The organism is Arthrobacter sp. TMN-49 (genome assembly GCF_054511095.1).
Genome location: NZ_JBTNDH010000039.1, coordinates 1 through 17810, shown reverse-complemented (window position 1 = coordinate 17810; position 17810 = coordinate 1). Strand labels below are relative to the sequence as shown.

21 protein-coding genes and 1 pseudogene are annotated in these 17810 nt (G+C 61.8%); 14 read left to right on the top strand and 8 right to left on the bottom strand.

Features of this window, described 5'->3' with window-relative positions; genetic code table 11:
- Positions 1-413 precede the first annotated feature (413 nt).
- Positions 414-1730, top strand: coding sequence for an aminotransferase-like domain-containing protein (locus tag ACX80E_RS14865; protein WP_459302799.1), 1317 nt, complete (start codon positions 414-416; stop codon positions 1728-1730).
- A 17-nt stretch (positions 1731-1747) separates the two neighbouring features.
- On the opposite strand, the gene ACX80E_RS14860 is transcribed toward ACX80E_RS14865, so the two are convergent.
- Together ACX80E_RS14860 and ACX80E_RS14855 are read right to left on the bottom strand one after the other, a co-directional pair.
- Positions 1748-2119 carry a VOC family protein gene (locus ACX80E_RS14860; protein WP_459302798.1) on the bottom strand — a complete coding sequence of 124 codons (372 nt, stop codon included), beginning with the start codon at positions 2117-2119 and terminating at the stop codon, positions 1748-1750.
- A gap of 241 nt (positions 2120-2360) precedes the next feature.
- Complete coding sequence (locus ACX80E_RS14855) at positions 2361-2810, bottom strand: GNAT family N-acetyltransferase (protein ID WP_459302814.1); 450 nt, start codon at positions 2808-2810, stop codon at positions 2361-2363.
- 515 nt (positions 2811-3325) lie between these two features.
- Between ACX80E_RS14855 and ACX80E_RS14850 the strand changes: the two genes are divergently transcribed.
- The 4 genes from ACX80E_RS14850 to ACX80E_RS14835 all read left to right on the top strand — a co-directional run bounded on the left by ACX80E_RS14850 (position 3326) and on the right by ACX80E_RS14835 (position 6523).
- Positions 3326-3922, top strand: a complete 597-nt coding sequence (locus ACX80E_RS14850) for a hypothetical protein (protein WP_459302797.1) — start codon at positions 3326-3328, stop codon at positions 3920-3922.
- Positions 3923-4040: 118 nt separating this feature from the next.
- A complete protein-coding gene (locus tag ACX80E_RS14845; RefSeq protein ID WP_459302796.1) occupies positions 4041-4610 on the top strand; it encodes a copper resistance CopC family protein in 570 nt (189 codons plus the stop codon).
- Positions 4611-4680: 70 nt separating this feature from the next.
- Positions 4681-5271 carry a copper chaperone PCu(A)C gene (locus tag ACX80E_RS14840; RefSeq protein ID WP_459302795.1) on the top strand — a complete coding sequence of 197 codons (591 nt, stop codon included), beginning with the start codon at positions 4681-4683 and terminating at the stop codon, positions 5269-5271.
- Positions 5261-6523, top strand: coding sequence for a Dyp-type peroxidase (locus ACX80E_RS14835; protein WP_459302793.1), 1263 nt, complete (start codon positions 5261-5263; stop codon positions 6521-6523). The genes ACX80E_RS14840 and ACX80E_RS14835 overlap by 11 nt, the downstream gene beginning before the upstream one ends.
- A gap of 13 nt (positions 6524-6536) precedes the next feature.
- Here ACX80E_RS14835 and ACX80E_RS14830 read toward each other — a convergent pair whose 3' ends face one another.
- Complete coding sequence (locus tag ACX80E_RS14830) at positions 6537-6671, bottom strand: hypothetical protein (RefSeq protein WP_459302816.1); 135 nt, start codon at positions 6669-6671, stop codon at positions 6537-6539.
- Here ACX80E_RS14830 and ACX80E_RS14825 point away from each other — a divergent pair.
- Positions 6622-8115, top strand: a pseudogene (locus ACX80E_RS14825) (PepSY-associated TM helix domain-containing protein). The gene ACX80E_RS14830 and the pseudogene ACX80E_RS14825 overlap by 50 nt on opposite strands.
- A gap of 26 nt (positions 8116-8141) precedes the next feature.
- Here the strand turns inward: ACX80E_RS14825 and arfB are convergent.
- Complete coding sequence (gene arfB, locus ACX80E_RS14820; RefSeq protein ID WP_459302792.1) at positions 8142-8564, bottom strand: alternative ribosome rescue aminoacyl-tRNA hydrolase ArfB; 423 nt, start codon at positions 8562-8564, stop codon at positions 8142-8144.
- 43 nt (positions 8565-8607) lie between these two features.
- The gene (locus tag ACX80E_RS14815; RefSeq protein WP_459302791.1) at positions 8608-8958 is read right to left on the bottom strand and encodes an ArsR/SmtB family transcription factor; all 351 of its coding nucleotides are present in this window, start codon (positions 8956-8958) and stop codon (positions 8608-8610) included.
- Between the two features lie 97 nt (positions 8959-9055).
- On the opposite strand from ACX80E_RS14815, the gene arsB reads away from it, so the two are divergent.
- From arsB to ACX80E_RS14780, 7 genes are read left to right on the top strand one after another with little or no spacing between them, the layout of a single operon-like run.
- Positions 9056-10168 (top strand): ACR3 family arsenite efflux transporter, encoded by a 1113-nt coding sequence (gene arsB, locus ACX80E_RS14810; RefSeq protein WP_459302790.1) that lies wholly within the window; start codon positions 9056-9058, stop codon positions 10166-10168.
- Positions 10169-10171: 3 nt separating this feature from the next.
- Positions 10172-10594: an arsenate reductase ArsC gene (locus tag ACX80E_RS14805; RefSeq protein WP_459302789.1), complete on the top strand. Its 423-nt coding sequence runs from the start codon at positions 10172-10174 to the stop codon at positions 10592-10594.
- A 14-nt stretch (positions 10595-10608) separates the two neighbouring features.
- A complete protein-coding gene (gene trxB, locus ACX80E_RS14800) occupies positions 10609-11583 on the top strand; it encodes a thioredoxin-disulfide reductase (RefSeq protein WP_459302788.1) in 975 nt (324 codons plus the stop codon).
- A gap of 57 nt (positions 11584-11640) precedes the next feature.
- Positions 11641-13071: an FAD-dependent oxidoreductase gene (locus tag ACX80E_RS14795; protein WP_459302787.1), complete on the top strand. Its 1431-nt coding sequence runs from the start codon at positions 11641-11643 to the stop codon at positions 13069-13071.
- Positions 13072-13086: 15 nt separating this feature from the next.
- Positions 13087-13749 (top strand): arsenate reductase ArsC, encoded by a 663-nt coding sequence (locus tag ACX80E_RS14790; protein ID WP_459302786.1) that lies wholly within the window; start codon positions 13087-13089, stop codon positions 13747-13749.
- 12 nt (positions 13750-13761) lie between these two features.
- The gene (locus ACX80E_RS14785) at positions 13762-14283 is read left to right on the top strand and encodes a universal stress protein (RefSeq protein ID WP_459302785.1); all 522 of its coding nucleotides are present in this window, start codon (positions 13762-13764) and stop codon (positions 14281-14283) included.
- Between the two features lie 14 nt (positions 14284-14297).
- Positions 14298-14720, top strand: a complete 423-nt coding sequence (locus tag ACX80E_RS14780; protein ID WP_459302784.1) for an arsenate-mycothiol transferase ArsC — start codon at positions 14298-14300, stop codon at positions 14718-14720.
- A gap of 623 nt (positions 14721-15343) precedes the next feature.
- On the opposite strand, the gene ACX80E_RS14775 is transcribed toward ACX80E_RS14780, so the two are convergent.
- The 3 genes from ACX80E_RS14775 to ACX80E_RS14765 form a co-directional block, all read right to left on the bottom strand.
- A complete protein-coding gene (locus ACX80E_RS14775; RefSeq protein WP_459302783.1) occupies positions 15344-15916 on the bottom strand; it encodes a DUF4865 family protein in 573 nt (190 codons plus the stop codon).
- Positions 15917-16052: 136 nt separating this feature from the next.
- On the bottom strand, positions 16053-16628 hold the full coding sequence (locus ACX80E_RS14770; RefSeq protein WP_459302782.1) for a TetR/AcrR family transcriptional regulator: 576 nt from the start codon (positions 16626-16628) through the stop codon (positions 16053-16055).
- Positions 16629-16839: 211 nt separating this feature from the next.
- On the bottom strand, positions 16840-17172 hold the full coding sequence (locus tag ACX80E_RS14765; RefSeq protein ID WP_459302781.1) for a hypothetical protein: 333 nt from the start codon (positions 17170-17172) through the stop codon (positions 16840-16842).
- Here ACX80E_RS14765 and ACX80E_RS14760 point away from each other — a divergent pair.
- Positions 17056-17421: a TetR family transcriptional regulator C-terminal domain-containing protein gene (locus ACX80E_RS14760; protein ID WP_459302813.1), complete on the top strand. Its 366-nt coding sequence runs from the start codon at positions 17056-17058 to the stop codon at positions 17419-17421. The genes ACX80E_RS14765 and ACX80E_RS14760 overlap by 117 nt on opposite strands.
- Positions 17422-17810 lie beyond the last annotated feature (389 nt).

The window sequence follows — 17810 nt, the reverse complement described above, 5'->3', positions numbered from 1 at the left end:
AGCGGGTTTGAAGATTCCTGAGCTGGACCCTATATCTGTGCACGGAAGCCACAATGGTGACAGTCAGCATGGTTGCGGGCACCAAGAGGAGGTAGGTGATAGTCGAGCCTCCAAAGGTCATAAACAGCGCAGTTATTGCCGCCGCCACGAGCCCGGACAGGCAATTGATGAGAAGGCTGCGTTTGTTGCGATCCATAGATTTGTCCCCAGTCAGCGATGAATGCATGAGGTATGGACGCAGTCATGTTTGGACGGCGTCTACCACTAGTGTCCAACCTAGACGCCGCCATCCTTCCCCGGCAACCGGGAGTAACAATCTTGACGCAACTCCAGTAACGCTATCTAATAACGGTGTGTCGAGTGATAACAGAGCAAGCGAGATTGCAAACCTTCTGCAACTACAGGCAAGCGCCATGGCGGTGGGGCACAAGCTTCCGTCCGTCAGAGCGCTGTCGAAGACTTACGGGGCCAGTCCGGTAACCATCACGCAGGCGATCACGTCCCTCGCAACGCGTGGCATTGTGCGGGCGGAGCCCGGACGCGGTACCTTCGTCGCCGGCCGGGATACGTTGCCGGAGCCGGACTATGCGTGGCAGTCATCGGCGCTGGGCCGCTCCCGAGTCGACCCAAACCGCACGGGCCGGTTCGGCGGTTTGGGGACGGGCGACGACGTTCAGCTCTCCTGGGGATACCTCTCGCCCGAGCTGCAACCCTTCGATGAACTGCGTACCATTGGGGCCCGCTGCGCGAAGAGCCACCGGGCCTGGACCATGGCACCGCCCATGGGCCTGCCGGACTTGCGGCGTGCATTTGCCGCCGACCTTAACGCCGAACCCGGGGAGGTGCTCATCATGCCCGGAGGCCAGCAGTCACTGGTGTTTGCCATGCGCACTCTGGCCGATCCAGGGTCCACCATCATCACCGAAAGTCCCAGCTACCCCGGCGCCATCATCGCCGCGCAGGCTGCCGGCCTGGACATTGCGGCGGTGACGGCCGACGCCGACGGGATCCGGCCGGACAAACTTGCCGATGCACTTGAACGCACCCGCGCAAAGCTCATCTACCTGCAGCCGTGTTACGCCAACCCCACGGGTGCTGTCCTCAGCCCCGATCGGCGCGCCGAAGTCCTGGCCCTGGCCAAACACTATGGTGCGTTCATTATCGAGGACGACTGGGCCCGGCACCTGTCGTTGGAAGGATCGGCCCCGCCGCCACTGTTCACCCAGGACCCGGACGGCCATGTTGTCTCCATCGCAACACTGAGCAAACCGGCTGCCCCAGGCCTGCGGGTCGGTGCCCTTGCCGCCAGGGGACCGGCGGGAGAACGCCTGCGCACAGCGCGCATCGCCGATGACATGTGTGTGCCGGCGCTCGCCCAGGAAATTGCGTTGGGACTGCTGGCCTCCTCGGCCTGGCCGCGCCACGTCAAGCGACTGCGCACGGGCCTGCGGGAGCGGCGTGACGCGATGGTCAGCGCGGTACACAACTCCTTGCCCGGCGCGCGGGTGGTTGATATACCCTCCGGTGGCATCCACCTGTGGGTCAAGCTACCCGACGGCACCAACACCACAGCACTCACCACTGCGGCCCAGAGCATGGGTGTGTTCATCGGCGACGGAAAGCATTACTACGTCGACGAGCCACCCGCGCCCCATGTTCGCCTGTCGTACAGTGCCGCGTCGATCCCGCAGATTCAAGAGGGAGTCCGCCGCGTCGGAACGCTCCTGTAGCGCCGCCGACGTGGTGCTTAGACGTGCTGGTCCACAATGACGGGGTTGCCGTCCGGGTCCATCACGATGAAGCTTGCCGGGCCGGTGCTGGTTTCGTCGGCCTCGGCCAAGAATTCCACACCCGCGGCCTTGAGCTGCTGCTGAATCTCGCGCACATCCGTGAACGTTTCCAGCCCCTGCGCGTCCTGGTTCCAGCCGGGATTAAACGTCAGCGAATTCTTTTCAAACATGCCTTGAAACAGCCCAATGACGGCATCGCCATTCTTGAGTACCAGCCAATTTTGGGTGATGTCTCCTACGTGCTTGACGAAGCCGAGTTTTTCATAGAATGCTACCGAGGCGTGGATGTCCTGGACGGTGAGGCTGACTGAGAATGCGCCGAGCTGCATGGGTGCTCCACTTCCGAGAGGTGGGTTTCTTCCGATGATAGCCCCGTTGCGGCTCACGCTGCAGAAATACGAGGCCCCCATTGCTTTCGGCTTGCCGGCACTGGGCGCTTCGAACCTTGCCTTGGACTACGTACAAGGAGCCCGAAAGGTCGCGACAAGCCCTTATCCGCAGCCTCGCCGTTGACTCGGAAAGCGGTGGCTCGGAAAACGGACGCGGAGCTCACCATGGCAACTTGGCGTGCTAGCTCGGCCTCTTCCACCAATTAGCTGGAATGACGCTGTCGAATCCGAGTGCGCGGTACAAAGGTTCACCAGCGGGCGTAGCCGTGAGAGTCACCGTGCAGCGAGGGCTGTCGTGGAGGATCTTCGCAATGAGTTTTCGTCCCAATCCGCGGCCTCTGAATTCACGGTTGATCACAACCCAGTAGATCCCCGTCGTAGAATCTGATGTCATGGTCATGCAGCCTCCTGCGAGTTTTCCGTTGCAACGGACCCCATAGAATTCGGCGCCGCTGCCTAACAAAAGGGTGGCAGGGAACATTTGCCCCACCGTGTACGGTGCGAACGAAGGAGTCGGAAAGTCTTCGACGATCAGCCTCTCCAGCGAGGCTAGGGACTTCTGGTCAGTGATCCGGGCTGCTTCATCGTTGCCGGAGCTGACGGCCGCACTTCGCTCCGAGAAATGGACCATGACGGGCAGGACCGTTTTCACCAGTCCGAGCCCGGTCAGATCGACGGCGCCGAACGGATCCTCGACGACGATGGGGTCCTTACTGGACTGCGCTATCCGCCGGACCGACGATCGGTTCCCGAATGAGTATGCGGATCCCGCCGGGTCTGCCACCTGAATCAACGGCGAGAAAGGACGCGTGATTCAGGACTTTGTGTCCTCTGGCTGCTGCAAATACTTCCCACAATGTCAGAGCATTATCCAACGCCGACAGAACGCCCGGTTCCCCAATCAATTGCGCCACGTGCTGCCTCAGTCATTCACTCGTCGTGCCGTGTGGTTCCTTGATCAAGGGTGACATGGGTTGATGGCCGCCACGCAACGCCTTAGCCTTCCGAGCTGCTGCCGCCGCGGCGCGCTTGGTCTCCCGCCGCGTTGCAAAGCAAGTTTTACGGTGCGTAGAATTGGGCGAGCACAACTACCAGCTTGGACGACGATAAATGGGGGGTGATGGAGTGACGGCTAGGGCAGCACGCATGGTGCGCGGTTGGATCGGCGCCATCATCTCAACCGCAGTCGCCGCCGCCTCTCATATCCTGGCCGGCGGCCACACCCCAGTCGTTCCGATGCTCATCCTGTCGATAGTTCTTTCGGGGTTGGTGTGCACCGTCCTGGCCGGCCGCGTGCTGTCGCTGTGGCGGCTGATGCTGGGGGTTCTGCTCAGCCAAGCAATGTTCCATGGCTTGTTCAGTCTCGGGACACCCACCGGATCACTGCCGGCATCGACTGGCCACACAGGTCATTCCACGCATCAAATGGTTGAGACGGCTCAGCTCGCCCAAACAGCAATGCCCGTGATGGACCATTCATCGCCGGCGATGTGGCTGAGCCATATTGTTGCCGCCGTTCTTACGGTTGCCGTCCTCCGCCGCGGCGAATCAGTTGCCGTGGCCTTGATGGACGCACTGCGACTGCGGGTGGCCCCCCTCCTCGTGCTGGTGACCGTCCTGGCCGCCGAGGCTGATCCTGCGCCTAACCCCGGTGCCTGGCCCGTGCGCGTACTAACCAGCATGGGCATTCCCTGCAGCGTGTCGCGATACCGGGGCCCGCCGTCCCTGTCAGCTATGTCCTAGGCGCACTGCGCCGTTCATCCTGACAAACCCCGTCCGACGTCGAACGTGGCCGGGGAGGAAAGTAGCCATGGCAAGAGAAAACTTGCACCTACCGTCATGGCGGAATTCCAGTTTAGTCGTGCGATCACTGGTGATCGCTGCGTTGTTGTGCCTTGGCTTTGGCCTTGTCACAGCGGCGCCAGCGTCAGCCCACGACCAACTAATTTCGTCCAATCCCACACCAGAAGAGCGCCTCGGCGTTGCTCCATCGTCCGTGAAACTATCCTTCAGTGCACCGCTGCTCACCCTGGGTTATGAGATCCGCATCGTCGATGCCGGCTCGAAGAACTGGGCGAGGGGAACGGCAACCCTGGACCGGGACTCATTGAGCCAGCCAGTGGTTGCGGACCTGCCCGAAGGCGAATACCAGGTGCGCTGGCGGGTGGTATCCAGCGATGGGCATCCGATCAATGGCGCGTACTCGTTCCTTGTTGGTGCGAAGGCACAGCAGGGCTCGATTCCGAACGTCACAGGACAGGAACCAGCCGCCACCACGGCGGCCGCATCCGGTGTAGCCGGGCCAGCCGCTTCGGCGTTCCCGGCGTGGGGTATTCCTGCCCTTTTCGGTGCCGGTGCTGGCCTGGTCCTGTACCTGGCCTATCTCGCGCTGTCATCCGTCCGCCGGCACATTCGCGCTGATCAGGACTGAGCAACTCTTCCACCATTTTTTGTCCCGGCTGCCCCTCGGTGGCAGCCAGGGAACCCTTAGGAGTTTTATCATGAACAAGAAGTACTCGTATTCCGCCTTGTCCGCCCTTGCCGCATCCGCCTTGCTACTGACCGGCTGCGGGCAAGGCGTCTCAGCTGCCGCACCCTCGGCAACTGTCTCGGCCAGCCAAAACGCTGCCGTGCTTGCTGTCACTGACCCGTGGGTTAAGGCGGCGGAGTCGGGCATGTCCGCCACCTTTGGCACGATCTCCAACACCACCGACCAGGCCGTCACAGTTGTGGGCGCCGCCACACCTGCCGCAAAAATGGTTGAACTGCACGAAACTGTTATGGGCAGCAATGGAACCATGAAAATGCAGGAAAAAAAGGGCGGGTTCGTTATCCCCGCCAAGGGCAAACTTGTCCTAGAGCCCGGCGCCAACCACATCATGCTCATGGGCCTGACGAAGCCAGTGAAAGCCGGCGACGACCTCACCTTCACGCTCAAGATCAACGACGGGCCCGACGTCGTTTTTAAGGCTCAGGGCAAAGACTTTGTCGGCGCCAACGAGAACTACACGGGGGGCGAGGAGCCCACCGACAGTGCAACTATGGATCACGGCACCATGGACCACGGATCGATGGATCACGGTGCCAACTGAGGATCTTGGCACGACGGCGCCGATCACCCCAGCGCGTGGTGGCGCGCTCCGGCGTCGTCATTTGTTGTTTGGTGGCGCCGCCGCCAGCGTCGGAGCAATAGCAGCCGTTGGTGCCCAGCTGACCTCGGCAACGAACAATGCGGCCAGTACGGAGCCTTCCGTTGATGCCGGTTCCAATGGTGCCGGCGTCGTGCCGTTTTACGGTGCACGGCAAGCTGGAGTCACCACGGCAGCGCAGGCCCACGGCGTATTCGTGGCGCTTGACCTCAATGCCGACGTCAGCCGGGAACGGTTCAAGGCTCTTCTGCGACTTTTGAGTCTCGATGCGGCGAACCTAACCCAAGGCAAGGCGGCATTGGCTGACACCGAAGGGGAGTTGGCCTTGCGCCCGGCGAACCTTACTGTGACGTTCGGATTCGGTCCCAAGGCACTACAACTGGTAGCTCCGGGTAAGGCTCCGGGCTGGTTGAAGTCGTTACCCGCTTTTTCCATCGACAAGCTCGTCCCCGAATTTGGTGACGGGGATCTGCTGCTGCAGATCTGCGCCGATGACCCGCTGACGGTTGCCCATGCGCAGCGCATGCTGCTCAAGGACAGTCGAAGCTTCACTACTGTGCGCTGGGTTCAGAGTGGTTTTCGGCGCTCCTACGGGACAGAAAAACCGGGAACAACCATGCGCAATCTGTTTGGTCAGGTTGATGGAACCACGAATCCGGCGATCGGCAGCGAGGGTATGGAACGGATTGTCTGGGGGCACGACGACATCCCGCCGTGGGTGCAGGATGGAACCTCCGTGGTAATCCGGCGGATCAGCATGAATCTGGACAAGTGGGACAAGCTTGATCGTTCGGGACGCGAAGAATCGGTGGGGAGGACCTTGAAAACCGGGGCCCCACTCACCGGGACCCGTGAACATGACGAACCGGATTTCGCAGCGCTCAACCCTGTGGGCTTCCCTGTGATCGCCGATTTTGCGCACATGCGCCGGGCCCGGCCCGATGACACGACGCAACGGCTGCACCGCAGAGCCTACAACTACGATGTTGCCCCGGGGCCCGGAAGCGTCTCCGACTCCGGCTTGATTTTTGTCGCATACCAAGCCGATGTTGATCGCCAATTCGTTCCCATTCAAAAGCGGCTCGACGAGTTGGACCTACTCAACGAATGGACCACGCCCATCGGGTCAGCCGTATTCGCCATCCCGCCCGGCTGCCCGGCGGGTGGATTCATCGGCCAGGACCTCTTTAGCTGAGCCCGGCAATTAACTAGGCGCGGTGCCCGCCCACCACTGCAACACCCTGGTGGGCGAGCGCCGCGCCCCCTATTTCATTCTTGCCCTCCGTCTGACTCATGCGGCGGCGGGCCATTTTTGCGAGGACAAAAACAATGACCAACACCATCACTCCAACAGTTCCGGGAGGACCCCAAGGTGCGCCAACTTCACCCCCGCCGGGTGGGTCGGCAAGGAGCCCTCTGCGGGCACTGATCATGCGGCTACACTTCTACGCTGGTGTCTTTGTGGGTCCGTTCCTGATCATCGCCGCTCTCTCAGGTGCGCTGTATGCTCTGACGCCGGCGCTGGAAGAGAGCATCTACAGCCACGAACTCCGCGTTCCAGTTTCCACAACATCGGTTTCATTGGGCCAACAGATCCTGGCAGCCCAAGAAATTGTGGGGAGCCAGGACCCGGCTGCAGTTCGCCCGGCCCCGCGGCCAGGTGACACCACACGCGTCATGTTCGCTGATCCAACGCTGGGGGAGTCCCAGTCACGGGCAATCTTCATCAATCCCGCAAATGCAGAGGTCCGTGGCGACCTGACAGTCTACGGAACATCCGGAATCCTGCCTTTCAGGACCTGAATCGATGAACTGCACAGGACGCTGCATCTGGGCACGTTCGGCCGCTACTACAGCGAGCTGGCGGCCTCGTGGCTCTGGGTCATCGCCCTGGCCGGACTGGTGTTGTGGCTGACCAAGCCCAAGCGCAGGAAGAAGTCCGACGGCGCCGACTCACGCAAGCCCAGCAAGTCCAGCCGGGCGCGCATCGCGGGACTTCACGGCAGCGGCGGTGTCGTCCTGCTGATTGGGTTGCTGTTCCTGTCCGCTACGGGCCTGACCTGGTCACAACTGGCCGGGGAAAACATCAGCACGCTCAGAACTTCCTTGGATTGGACTACGCCCAAACTTGCAACCTCACTTGACCCGGCGGCGGCGGCGGGAGCCCCGGCGGGGGAGCACGATCACCACGGATCTGGCACGAGTGCTGCCGCAGGGACCGATCCGGCAATGTTCGACCACGTACTGCAAAGCGCACGCCGCGAGCCGATCATCAACGCCGCAAAGGTCGAGATCAAACCGCCGGCAGGTGAGGGAAAGGCCTGGACCGTGTCTGAAATTGAGCGTTCCTGGCCGACGGAGGTTGACGCCGTCGCCCTCGATCCGGCCACCATGAAGGTGACGGGGAGCCTGGTTTTCAACGACTTCAATCCGGCCGCCAAACTCACCCGGTGGGGCATCGACGCACACATGGGCGTTCTTTTTGGCTTGGCCAACCAGCTGGTGCTTGCTGCCATCGCCCTGGGCCTGGTCACAAGCATCGTCGGCGGCTATCTTATGTGGTGGAAGCGCCGCCCCACCCGCGGAAGTGCCTGGGCCGTGGGAAGAACACCGGCACGAGTCCTGCGCACGGCGCCAAGAGCACTGACTGCACTCGTTGTCCTTGTTGCTGTGGCAGTGGGAATTGCACTCCCGCTGCTGGGCCTCAGCCTTGCCGTTTTCGTCGTCTTCGATCTGGTCCTTGCTGCCGCCAAGAAGTCCTTGGCCCGGCCCAACGCAGCGAGCTGAGTGCTGAGCTGCGGCATCTGGCCCGGCTAGTCGGCGTAGGGGCGTTGGCGTTGCCGTTTGGTGGCGGACCGTTGTTGCTTCGCAGCCATGTGCCGCAGCTTGGATCCGCGACTGGACTTGGTCGGGCGGCGCGCCGCCGCGGCGGGAGCAAGGCCCGTCGCCACGAGCTCGGCCAATTTCCGCAGGGCGCTTTCGCGATTGCGGAGCTGAGAGCGCTGCTCCGAGGAGGCTACGGTGATAGTTGAACCAACCAGCCGGCGCCCCAGCCGGGCCAGGAGCATTTCGCGCTGTTCCTCGGAGAGAACAGCGGAGTCGGCAATGTTCCACAGCAGTTCCACCCGGCTGTCCGAGGTGTTCACATGCTGGCCGCCGGGCCCCGAAGACCGTGAGAACCGCCAGTTCAGTTCAGCTGCGGGGATGGTGAGCGTGGGTGTCACCTCGAGATCCATGAATCAAGTGTTACACGGGGCGTCAAATAGTTGGGGGCAGCGCTCACAAAGTGGTGAGGATCCCTGCGGCGCGTTCCAGCGCGCCAGGTACCAAGGAGTAATACGCCCAGGTTCCGCGCTTCTCCCGTTCCAGCAGACCGGCGTCGACCAGAATCTTCAGGTGGTGGGAGACTGTGGGTTGGCCCAAGTTCAGCGGTTCGGTGAGGTCGCACACGCACGCCTCGCCGCCGTCGCCGGCCTTAACAATGGAGAGCAGGCGTAACCGGTTCGGATCCGAAAGCGCCTTAAGGATTCGGGCCGATTCCTGGGCGTCCGCAGCATTGAGTACGGGCTGTGCGCTGGGTTCGCAGCAGAGCTGTTCTGTGCTTGTCGGCACCGTTAACGCAGTGTTCATGTAACCATTATGCCCATAGATTGACAATTGTCGATATTCGGGTCAATACTTTTTGTATCGACAATCTTCAATCTTTGTTTGACTGGCTAGGAGCCGCATGAGTACCACCACCGTAACCACGTCAGCCCCGGGTGAGGCTGCCGTGGTTGGCAAGCTCTCCACTCTTGACCGATTCTTACCGGTATGGATTATTGCCGCCATGGCGGTGGGCTTGCTGTTGGGGCGTTTTGTTCCCGGCCTCAACACGGCGCTGGAAGCGGTGAAGATCGGTTCGGTGTCCCTGCCGATCGCCGTGGGCTTGTTGGTCATGATGTACCCGGTGCTGGCGAAGGTTCGCTACAACGAAACCGGCAAAGTGTTGGCGGACCGAAAGCTGCTCATCACTTCGTTGCTCATCAACTGGCTGGCCGCCCCGGCCTTCATGTTTGCGCTGGCCTGGATCTTTGTTCCAGACCTCCCCGAATACCGGACCGGGCTGATCATCGTGGGTCTGGCCCGCTGCATTGCCATGGTCATGATTTGGAATGACCTGGCCTGCGGTGACAGGGAGGCTGCAACAGTGTTGGTGTTGATCAACTCCGTGTTCCAGGTCTTCGCATTCGGTGCTCTGGGGTGGTTCTACCTGCAGGTGCTGCCCGGCTGGTTGGGACTCCCGACGACGTCGGCGGACTTCTCCTTCTGGGCCATCACCGCCTCGGTGCTGATCTTCCTGGGCATTCCCTTGGTGGCGGGTTTCCTGACCCGCACCCTCGGCGAGAGAGCCAAGAGCCGTGACTGGTATGAAGGCACGTTCCTGCCCAAGCTGGGACCGTGGGCGCTGTACGGCTTGTTGTTCACCATTGTGCTGCTATTTGCACTCCAGGGTGACTCCATTACTTCCAACCCCGTTGACGTGGCGCGGATCGCTTTGCCGCTATTGGTGTACTTCATTGTCGTCTTTGGCGCCAGCATGGTGATTGGCCGTGCACTGAACTTGGGTTATGCCAAGACCACAACCCTGGCCTTCACCGCATCCGGCAACAACTTTGAACTGGCCATCGCCGTCGCAATTGGCACCTATGGTGTCACCTCCGGCCAGGCCTTGGCCGGCGTGGTGGGTCCTCTCATTGAAGTGCCCGTCCTCGTGGCGCTGGTCTACGTGGCCCTGTGGGCGCGCAAACGATTCTTCACCCACCAACCCCTTTCCCACAATCTTCCGACAGGAGCCTGAACCATGAACACCACCGAAACCGCAAAGAAGCCCTCCGTCCTGTTCGTCTGCGTGCACAATGCCGGACGGTCGCAAATGGCTGCCGCTTACCTCACCACCTTGTCCAACGGCGCTATCGAGGTTCGCTCCGCCGGCTCCGCCCCTGCCGACTCGGTCAACCCGGCGGCCGTGGCCGCCATGGCTGAGGAGGGCATCGACATGTCCACCGAGATCCCCAAGGTCCTCACCACAGATGCTGTGAAGGAGTCCGACGTCGTTATCACCATGGGCTGTGGCGACACCTGCCCCATCTTCCCGGGCAAGCGGTATGAAGATTGGGAACTTCAGGACCCCGCCGGGCAGGGTGTGGACGCCGTCCGCCCCATCCGCGACGACATCAAGGCCCGCATCCAGGCACTCATCGCCGAACTCCTCCCGACTAGTTAGAAAAGGTTCCCGCCATGACTGAACAACTCATCATCATCGGCTCCGGCCCCGCAGGCTACACGGCCGCTATCTACGCCGCCCGGGCAGGGCTGGCACCGCTGGTCATCGCCGGCGCCGTCACCGCGGGAGGTGCACTCATGAACACCACCGAAGTGGAGAACTTCCCCGGCTTCCCCGCCGGCATTCAGGGCCCGGAACTCATGGATGGGTTGCAGGAGCAGGCCGAAAGGTTCGGCGCGCGCATCATTTTCGACGACGTCAGCTCGACCACTCTCACCGGGCATCTCAAGAGTGTCACGACATCGGCGGGGGAGAGCTTCGAAGCTCCCGCGGTCATCCTGGCGACCGGCTCCGCCTACAAGGAGCTGGGCCTGCCCGAGGAGAGAAGATTCTCCGGTCACGGCGTATCCTGGTGCGCCACCTGTGACGGGTTCTTCTTCCGCGAGCAGGACATCATCGTGGTGGGTGGCGGAGACTCCGCCATGGAAGAAGCCACGTTCCTGACCCGCTTCGCGAAATCCGTCACGGTGATTGTGCGCCGCGGTGAATTGCGCGCCTCCAAGATCATGGCCCAACGGGCCAAGGACAACCCGAAGATCCGTTTCGCCTACAACACCGCCATCACCGCCATCCACGGCGACACCAAGGTCACAGGTGTCACCGTGCGGGACACCGTTACCGGGGAAAGCCGCGAGCTGGCAGCCACCGGCATCTTTGTGGCGATCGGGCACTTGCCGCGCACCGAGCTGGTCGCCGGACAAATCAACCTGGATGATGAAGGCTATATCCGGGTTGACGCGCCAACCACAGTGACGAACCTTTCCGGCGTCTTTGCCTGTGGGGACGCCGTTGATCACAGGTACCGGCAGGCCATCACCGCGGCCGGGACCGGCTGCGCCGCGGCTCTAGACGCCGAACGCTACCTCGCCGCGTTGGAAGACGCCGACAGTATCGCCACCGCACTGGTGGAAGAGTCAAGCCACGCCTAGGCGGGCCAGGTCCTTGAAACGTACCCGCCAGTGAACAACGCAAGGAGCACTCAGAACATGACCGATCATCGCAATGACCTGCCAGTGGCCATCATCGGGGCAGGCCCGGTAGGCCTGGCCACGGCGGCAAACCTGATTGAACGCGGGCTCACACCCTTGATCTTCGAAACGGGCGAGCACGTCGGTGCGGCCATTCGGAAATGGGGACACATCCGGCTGTTCTCCCCGTGGCGGCACAACATCGACCCCGCCTCCCGGCGCTTGCTTGAACCCACTGGGTGGATCGAACCCCGGCTCACGTCCATTCCCTACGGTGCCGAGCTGGTCGAGGCGTACTTGGAGCCGCTGGCCCACACCCCCTCCATCAAGGCCGCCCTGCACTTTTCCTCCACCGTGACGGCTGTGAGCCGTGTCGGGATGGACAAAACCCATTCCCGGGGCCGAGACGAGCGCCCCTTCCTGGTTCGGGTCGAAACCGCCGACGGGACAGTGACAGATCACCAGGTGCGGGCCGTCATCGACGCCTCCGGCACGTGGGCGCAGCCCAACCCCCTAGGACAAGCCGGGTTACCTGCGTCGGGGGAAGCCGAAGCCAAGGCGGGCGGATACATCACCGAACCGTTGCCGGACGTGACAGGGGCTGACCGGGAACTGTTCACCGGCAAGCATGTGCTGGTCATCGGGGCCGGCCATTCGGCGGCGAACACCTTGCTCTCCCTGGGGCAGCTCGCCAAAAACGAGCCGGGCACCCGCATCAGCTGGGCCGTCCGTGCACCCGACGCGTCCCGCCTCTACGGAGGAGGGGACCTGGACGGCTTGCCGGCCCGTGGCCAGCTTGGGTCGCGCCTGCGCGGACTGGTGGAGGACGGCCATGTTGAACTGCACACCTCCTTCACCGCCACCTCCTTTAGTGTTGATGAGGGCCTGGCCGTCACCGGCACTACCCCGGACGGCGCGGTGACCTTGGAGGTGGACCTGCTGATTCCGGCCACAGGCTTCCGCCCCGATCTGGAGATCTTGCGAGAGATTCGTTTGGAACTTGACCCGGCTGTGGAGGCGCCCCGGGAACTCGGCCCCTTGATCGACCCCGAGTTCCATTCCTGCGGCACGGTCCCAGCCCACGGGGCAAGGGTCCTAGCCCATCCGGAGAAGGACTTCTACATTGCCGGGATGAAGTCCTACGGACGCGCCCCGACCTTCCTGCTCGCAACCGGCTACGAGCAGGTCCGCTCGATCGTCGCCGCCCTGGCCGGGGACCAAACTGCTGCCGATCAGGTCCACCTCGAACTGCCTGAAACGGGGGTCTGCTCCACCGACCTCGGTGGCAGCTGCGACACACCCACCGAGGTCAGCGCCGCTGCATGCAACACAGTTGAAAGCACGCCCGCGGATGAGCCGGCAGCGTCTTGCTGCGGCACCCCGGAGCCGGTCCTGATCGGCATACCTACCGGGCTGGCTCACGGACGTTCGGACACCATCACAGATTGAGAGGAAGAAACTGCCATGACTAAGCACCGTGAAACAGTATTGACCGGCCTCAAGGACGACACCCCCGTCCTGGAGCGCATCAGTGCCGAGCTCACCGAAAAATTCACCGGTGTCTTTGCCGCTGAGACCGTGGAACGCTACGTCTTCGAGTCCTACACGGCCCTGGCCCGGACGTCGCGGATCCACACCTATCTGGCGGCCACCACCGCCAGATTTGCCGCCGACCGGCTCAAGGCCTTGGCCCAGTCCAAGGGTGCCATCGCCCGGGACATGCCCGAAGTGCTCTTCGTGTGTGTTCACAATGCCGGCCGCTCCCAAATGGCTGCTGCCCTGTTGAACAAGCACGCCCAGGGCGCGGTGCACGTCCGCTCCGCCGGATCGGCCCCCGCCTCAGAGCTAGAGCCGTCCGTTGTGGCGGCCCTTGAAGAGGTGGGTATCGACTTGTCCGAGGAGTTCCCCAAGCCCTTGACCGACGACGTGGTGCGGGCTGCCGATGTCGTGATCACCATGGGGTGCGGGGATTCTTGCCCGATCTACCCCGGCAAGAGGTATCTTGATTGGAAGATCGAAGATCCGGCCCAGCAGGAGCTGGCCGGGGCGCGGGAGATTCGGGACGAGATCGACTTGCTGGTCCGGGATCTGTTGTCAGAACTGAAAATCGTCCACAAGGAAGACTAAGAAGGTGCCGTCATGAGCGAGCAAGCAGGCAAGGCGAGTTTTAGTGGGTCCCCGGTCATCGTCGGGGTCATGCCCGATCAAGACCCCGGGGTCTGGGAGAGTGCCCTGGAACTGGCGCAGAGTCTGAATGCTCCACTCATTGCGGCGTTCGTGGATCCGGCCAGCTACCTGATCGAGTGGACTCCCGGAAACAAGGTCCTGCCCCTGTCCCTGAACCCGGTCGTTGAACCGGAGGATGAAACCTCTCTTGCCGCGACGGAGCTGAAGGAGACACTTGCTGCCGGTGCCGGTAGCTTTGCGACGCCGTGGTCGTTGCGGATCATCGGTGGTGACCCGGCCCTGGCGATTGGCCGTCTGGCGGCGGAGGTGGGGGCCTCCACCATTGTTGTGGGTGCCAGGCGCCCGGGGTTTGTCGCAAAAGTTGATGAGCTCGTCTCCGGCTCGATGCTCCACCGTCTCCTCACCACCCAAATCGTTCCTGTGTTGGGCATACCCTCCCACGCAGTCCAACGTCATTTCCATTCCCACGGCTGAAAGAAGAATTATTCATGACTAGCAAACCCGGCGTCCTCTTCGTGTGCGTGAAAAATGGTGGCAAATCCCAGATGGCCGGGGGCCTCATGCGCCAGCTAGTGGGGGACTCTGTCACCGTCTACACCGCTGGCACCAAGCCAGGAGCGTCGTTAAACGCCCAGTCCGTGGCGTCACTGGCGGAACTCGGTGTCGATATTAGCGGTGAACACACCAAGGCCATCACCGAGGACATGCTCGCCGACGTGGGCCTCGTCATCACTCTGGGCAGTGAGGCTGTGGTGAATCCCGTGCCCGGCCTTGAGGTCCGCAATTGGGACACGGATGAGCCCTCTGAACGCGGCATTGAGGGGATGGAGCGGATGCGCTTGGTCCGGGACGACATCAACAAGAGGGTGCGCTTCCTGGCTAAGGAGATGCTCGACGGTGCAACGCGGTAGTCGGGGCGTGCCGCCTGACTCAAGCCGGCATCACGCAGCGTAAACCCTTGATCTAGCGTCATTCAAGACTCGTTGGGGTTCCTTGACGTTGCCCCGAAATTCGTGAATGGTCGGTACCACGGCAAGGTGCGTCAGTTCGGTCTCAGATCGGTGAATCCAAACGAAAGCTCGGGGAGGACTATCGTCTTAGTGCAGAACCGTTGGCGGATTAGTGGCCGCCAGCGAAAGGACCCTGCACCCAACACAAACCGAATGAGTAACAGTTCCGTTGTATGCGACAGATGCTGTACCTCGGGACACTCAAACTACTGCCGAAAAGTTTCCTATGGCCGTGGAAGCGGCGACTTCATGGTCTTCGCCTACGACCGTGCCGGACAACGTACGCTTGCACGGAGCGCCCCGGCCTCCGTGATCAAGGAACGGCCGGATGGGTGAGCCGCAGGAAATGGTGGCCGCACTGCTGGCGGTTTTGGTGTCGTGGTGTTTTTCACCTTGTGTTTCTACTTCGGCTTGGTGCTTATAGCAAAGTACAAATCGCTCCGTAGCTAACCTCGACACGTAAAGAGCACTGCGGGGTTTGATGAGACCGCCGCCAAAGGTCCGGACCCTTCGGCTCTCATGAGCTAGCGGAGTTGGTCCATCTCCGGCGTCGAGAGGTGGAGTACCTGGTAGACAGTCGCGTTTGCTGAGTTCTGCGGGCGCGATGTGCTGAGGCGGAAGATGATGCCGTGCCACGTTGTCGGGTCGATCGCCCACGCAACGCTGTGGGTATCGTCATTCTCGGCGATCGATTCGGCGAGCTCTTGGAGCTTGGTGGCCTCACTTTGCGGGTCACCGGCCAGCGCAGGGACCAGGATCGTCTTCGTGGCGTACACGGGCGTTTGGTTGTAGCGTGGGCCGCTGTGGAAGTGCCCTCCGATCCATGTCTGCACCGCGGGCCGTCCGAAGTCGCGGACAATGCCGTTGAAGCCCTGCCCTCCCCAGTGGAATGCTGCGAGGGCGTCGGGATCGGTCCAGAGATAGAACGGGGCATAGGCGTTCGCGGTGGAGCCGTCGGCAATCTCGTGGATGAGATAGGCCTTGAGGCCGATACCCGGGCGTTTGTCCAAAGCATGGCCGCGTGCGGCAACTCGGCGGCGAATGATGTCCATGTCGTAGTCGGCTGGCAGCGTGATTTCGTATTGGGCGGCAATCATTGGCGAGGTTCCTCCGTGAATGGCGGACTTGGTGGGCGGGTGTCAGGGCATCGTTTTGGGCGCCGATCTATGCCAGCGCAATTCGGCGGGCTCGAGCCAGGCGGTGTCACTGTCTCGAGGCGACCAAGGAAATTCATCAGTGACTTGTTGCGGACGTGCGAATGAGCTCGAGCGCGCCGTCAATTGCGCATGTGAACGCTGCCGGATCCTGTGCGGCGCGCGCAAGAACGTAGCCACCTTGAAGCGTCGCCGCGATCATGGCCGCAATCCCGGTTGGGTTCAATTGTGTGCGGAATTCGCCGTTTCGCTGGCCTTCCCTGATGACCTCCGTGAGGCGAGTCTGTAGCCACGCAAACATCTCGGATACGAGAGGGTACAAGATTTCCGAGGAGGTCACCTCGGCATCCTGGGCGAGCTTACCGAACCGGCACCCACGGAGAACCTCGCGCTCTCGGTGGAGGTACCGGGAGATCCTGTCGACGGCTGACCCGGGTGCTGCGAGGTCCTTCTCCACGACGGCACGCATTTCATCCGCGTTTATTTGCATAGCCGCGTGTGCGAGGTCTTCCTTGCCATGGAAGTGGTGGTACATGCTGCCTTGCCCGACATTCGCCGCGTCCAGGATGGCGCGCGGACTTGTCGCAGTGTAGCCGCGATCCCACAGTAGTTCCCGGGCCGACTCGATCAACCGTGTCTTCGTGGATTCACTCATACTGTACATACTAGTAGTTACAATCGACTTGTCAATCAAGATCAACGAACGCGTTGACGCAGGGTATTTCATTTTTTCAGGCGCATCCTCCGCGTGGCTGTGTCCGCGCCCTCGCGGCCAAGAGTTGGGGTCCGAGGAGGATCGGTACGAAAATTCACACTAAGGACGTAGCGGTGTTGATTCCGTGGGTGAGTGGTGAAACTTTGTGGACTTAACTGGCGGTCCCTCCGGCGCGTTTGATGGCGCGGTAGACGGTTGAACGGGCCACGGAGAAGAGTTCGGCGAGTTCCGGCGTTGCGTTAGTTCCCGCCCGGTGGACGGAGACCAACTGTGCCTCCTGTTTCTTGGAGAGTTTCGGTTGTATCCCGCGCAGGCGGGTGCAGGTGGGGATATTTTTGATCAGGTCGCTGACGCTTGGGGTCAGACGCTGCCTCTCGATGACGTCCGACGTACAGAAGCCAATGTCTGGTTCAGTGCCATTGTTACTTTGCGCGGTGGCGCCCACCGCAATGTGCTCGATGAGGCAGAGGAGGGGCTTGACCATCTAGCCCTGTGGAGTGTCACGGCCCTTACTGGCCGCTCGCATCCAGCTGAGGCGACGAGGCTCCGTGCTTTCATGGATGGTCTGGCAGTCAACGCACTCTCTCGGCCTGAACGGTTTCCTGAAACGGAGCTGCGGCGCCAGGTTGCGGGATACCTCACTAATCTTGCTGGACGGTCGCACTCTATCGACGACGCCGGCAGACATCCTCGGACGCTGGAGAATCATGAAGTAGAGGGAGCCGAGCTGTGATAGAGGCAGCCGCACGACGTCGAACAGTATTTCTGGCGGCAGGAGTCATTGCCAGTTTCGCGACCGCCCTTGCCTTCTGGATTCTTCCCAATCCTCCCCGGTTCTTCGCTGCTATGGGGATTGGGAATTCCGTACCGGGCCCTGGCTGGGTCAGTGCAGCGGTCGTTGCCATTGCCTATATCTCCTACGCGATGTGGGCCGTGCCAGCCGTGCGCACTATCGCAGTGGAACTTTCCTGGTTCCGACTCCTGGCGATTCCGCTCGCATTCTTGTCAGGTAGTAGTGCCCCGTAGAGTGGTGTAACACCCGGCGGTGACCGGTAGCCCTGAAAAGGGGGCGGTCACCGTGGGTCCTTCGAGGAAAATTCTCACATCCCACTCGAAAGGACA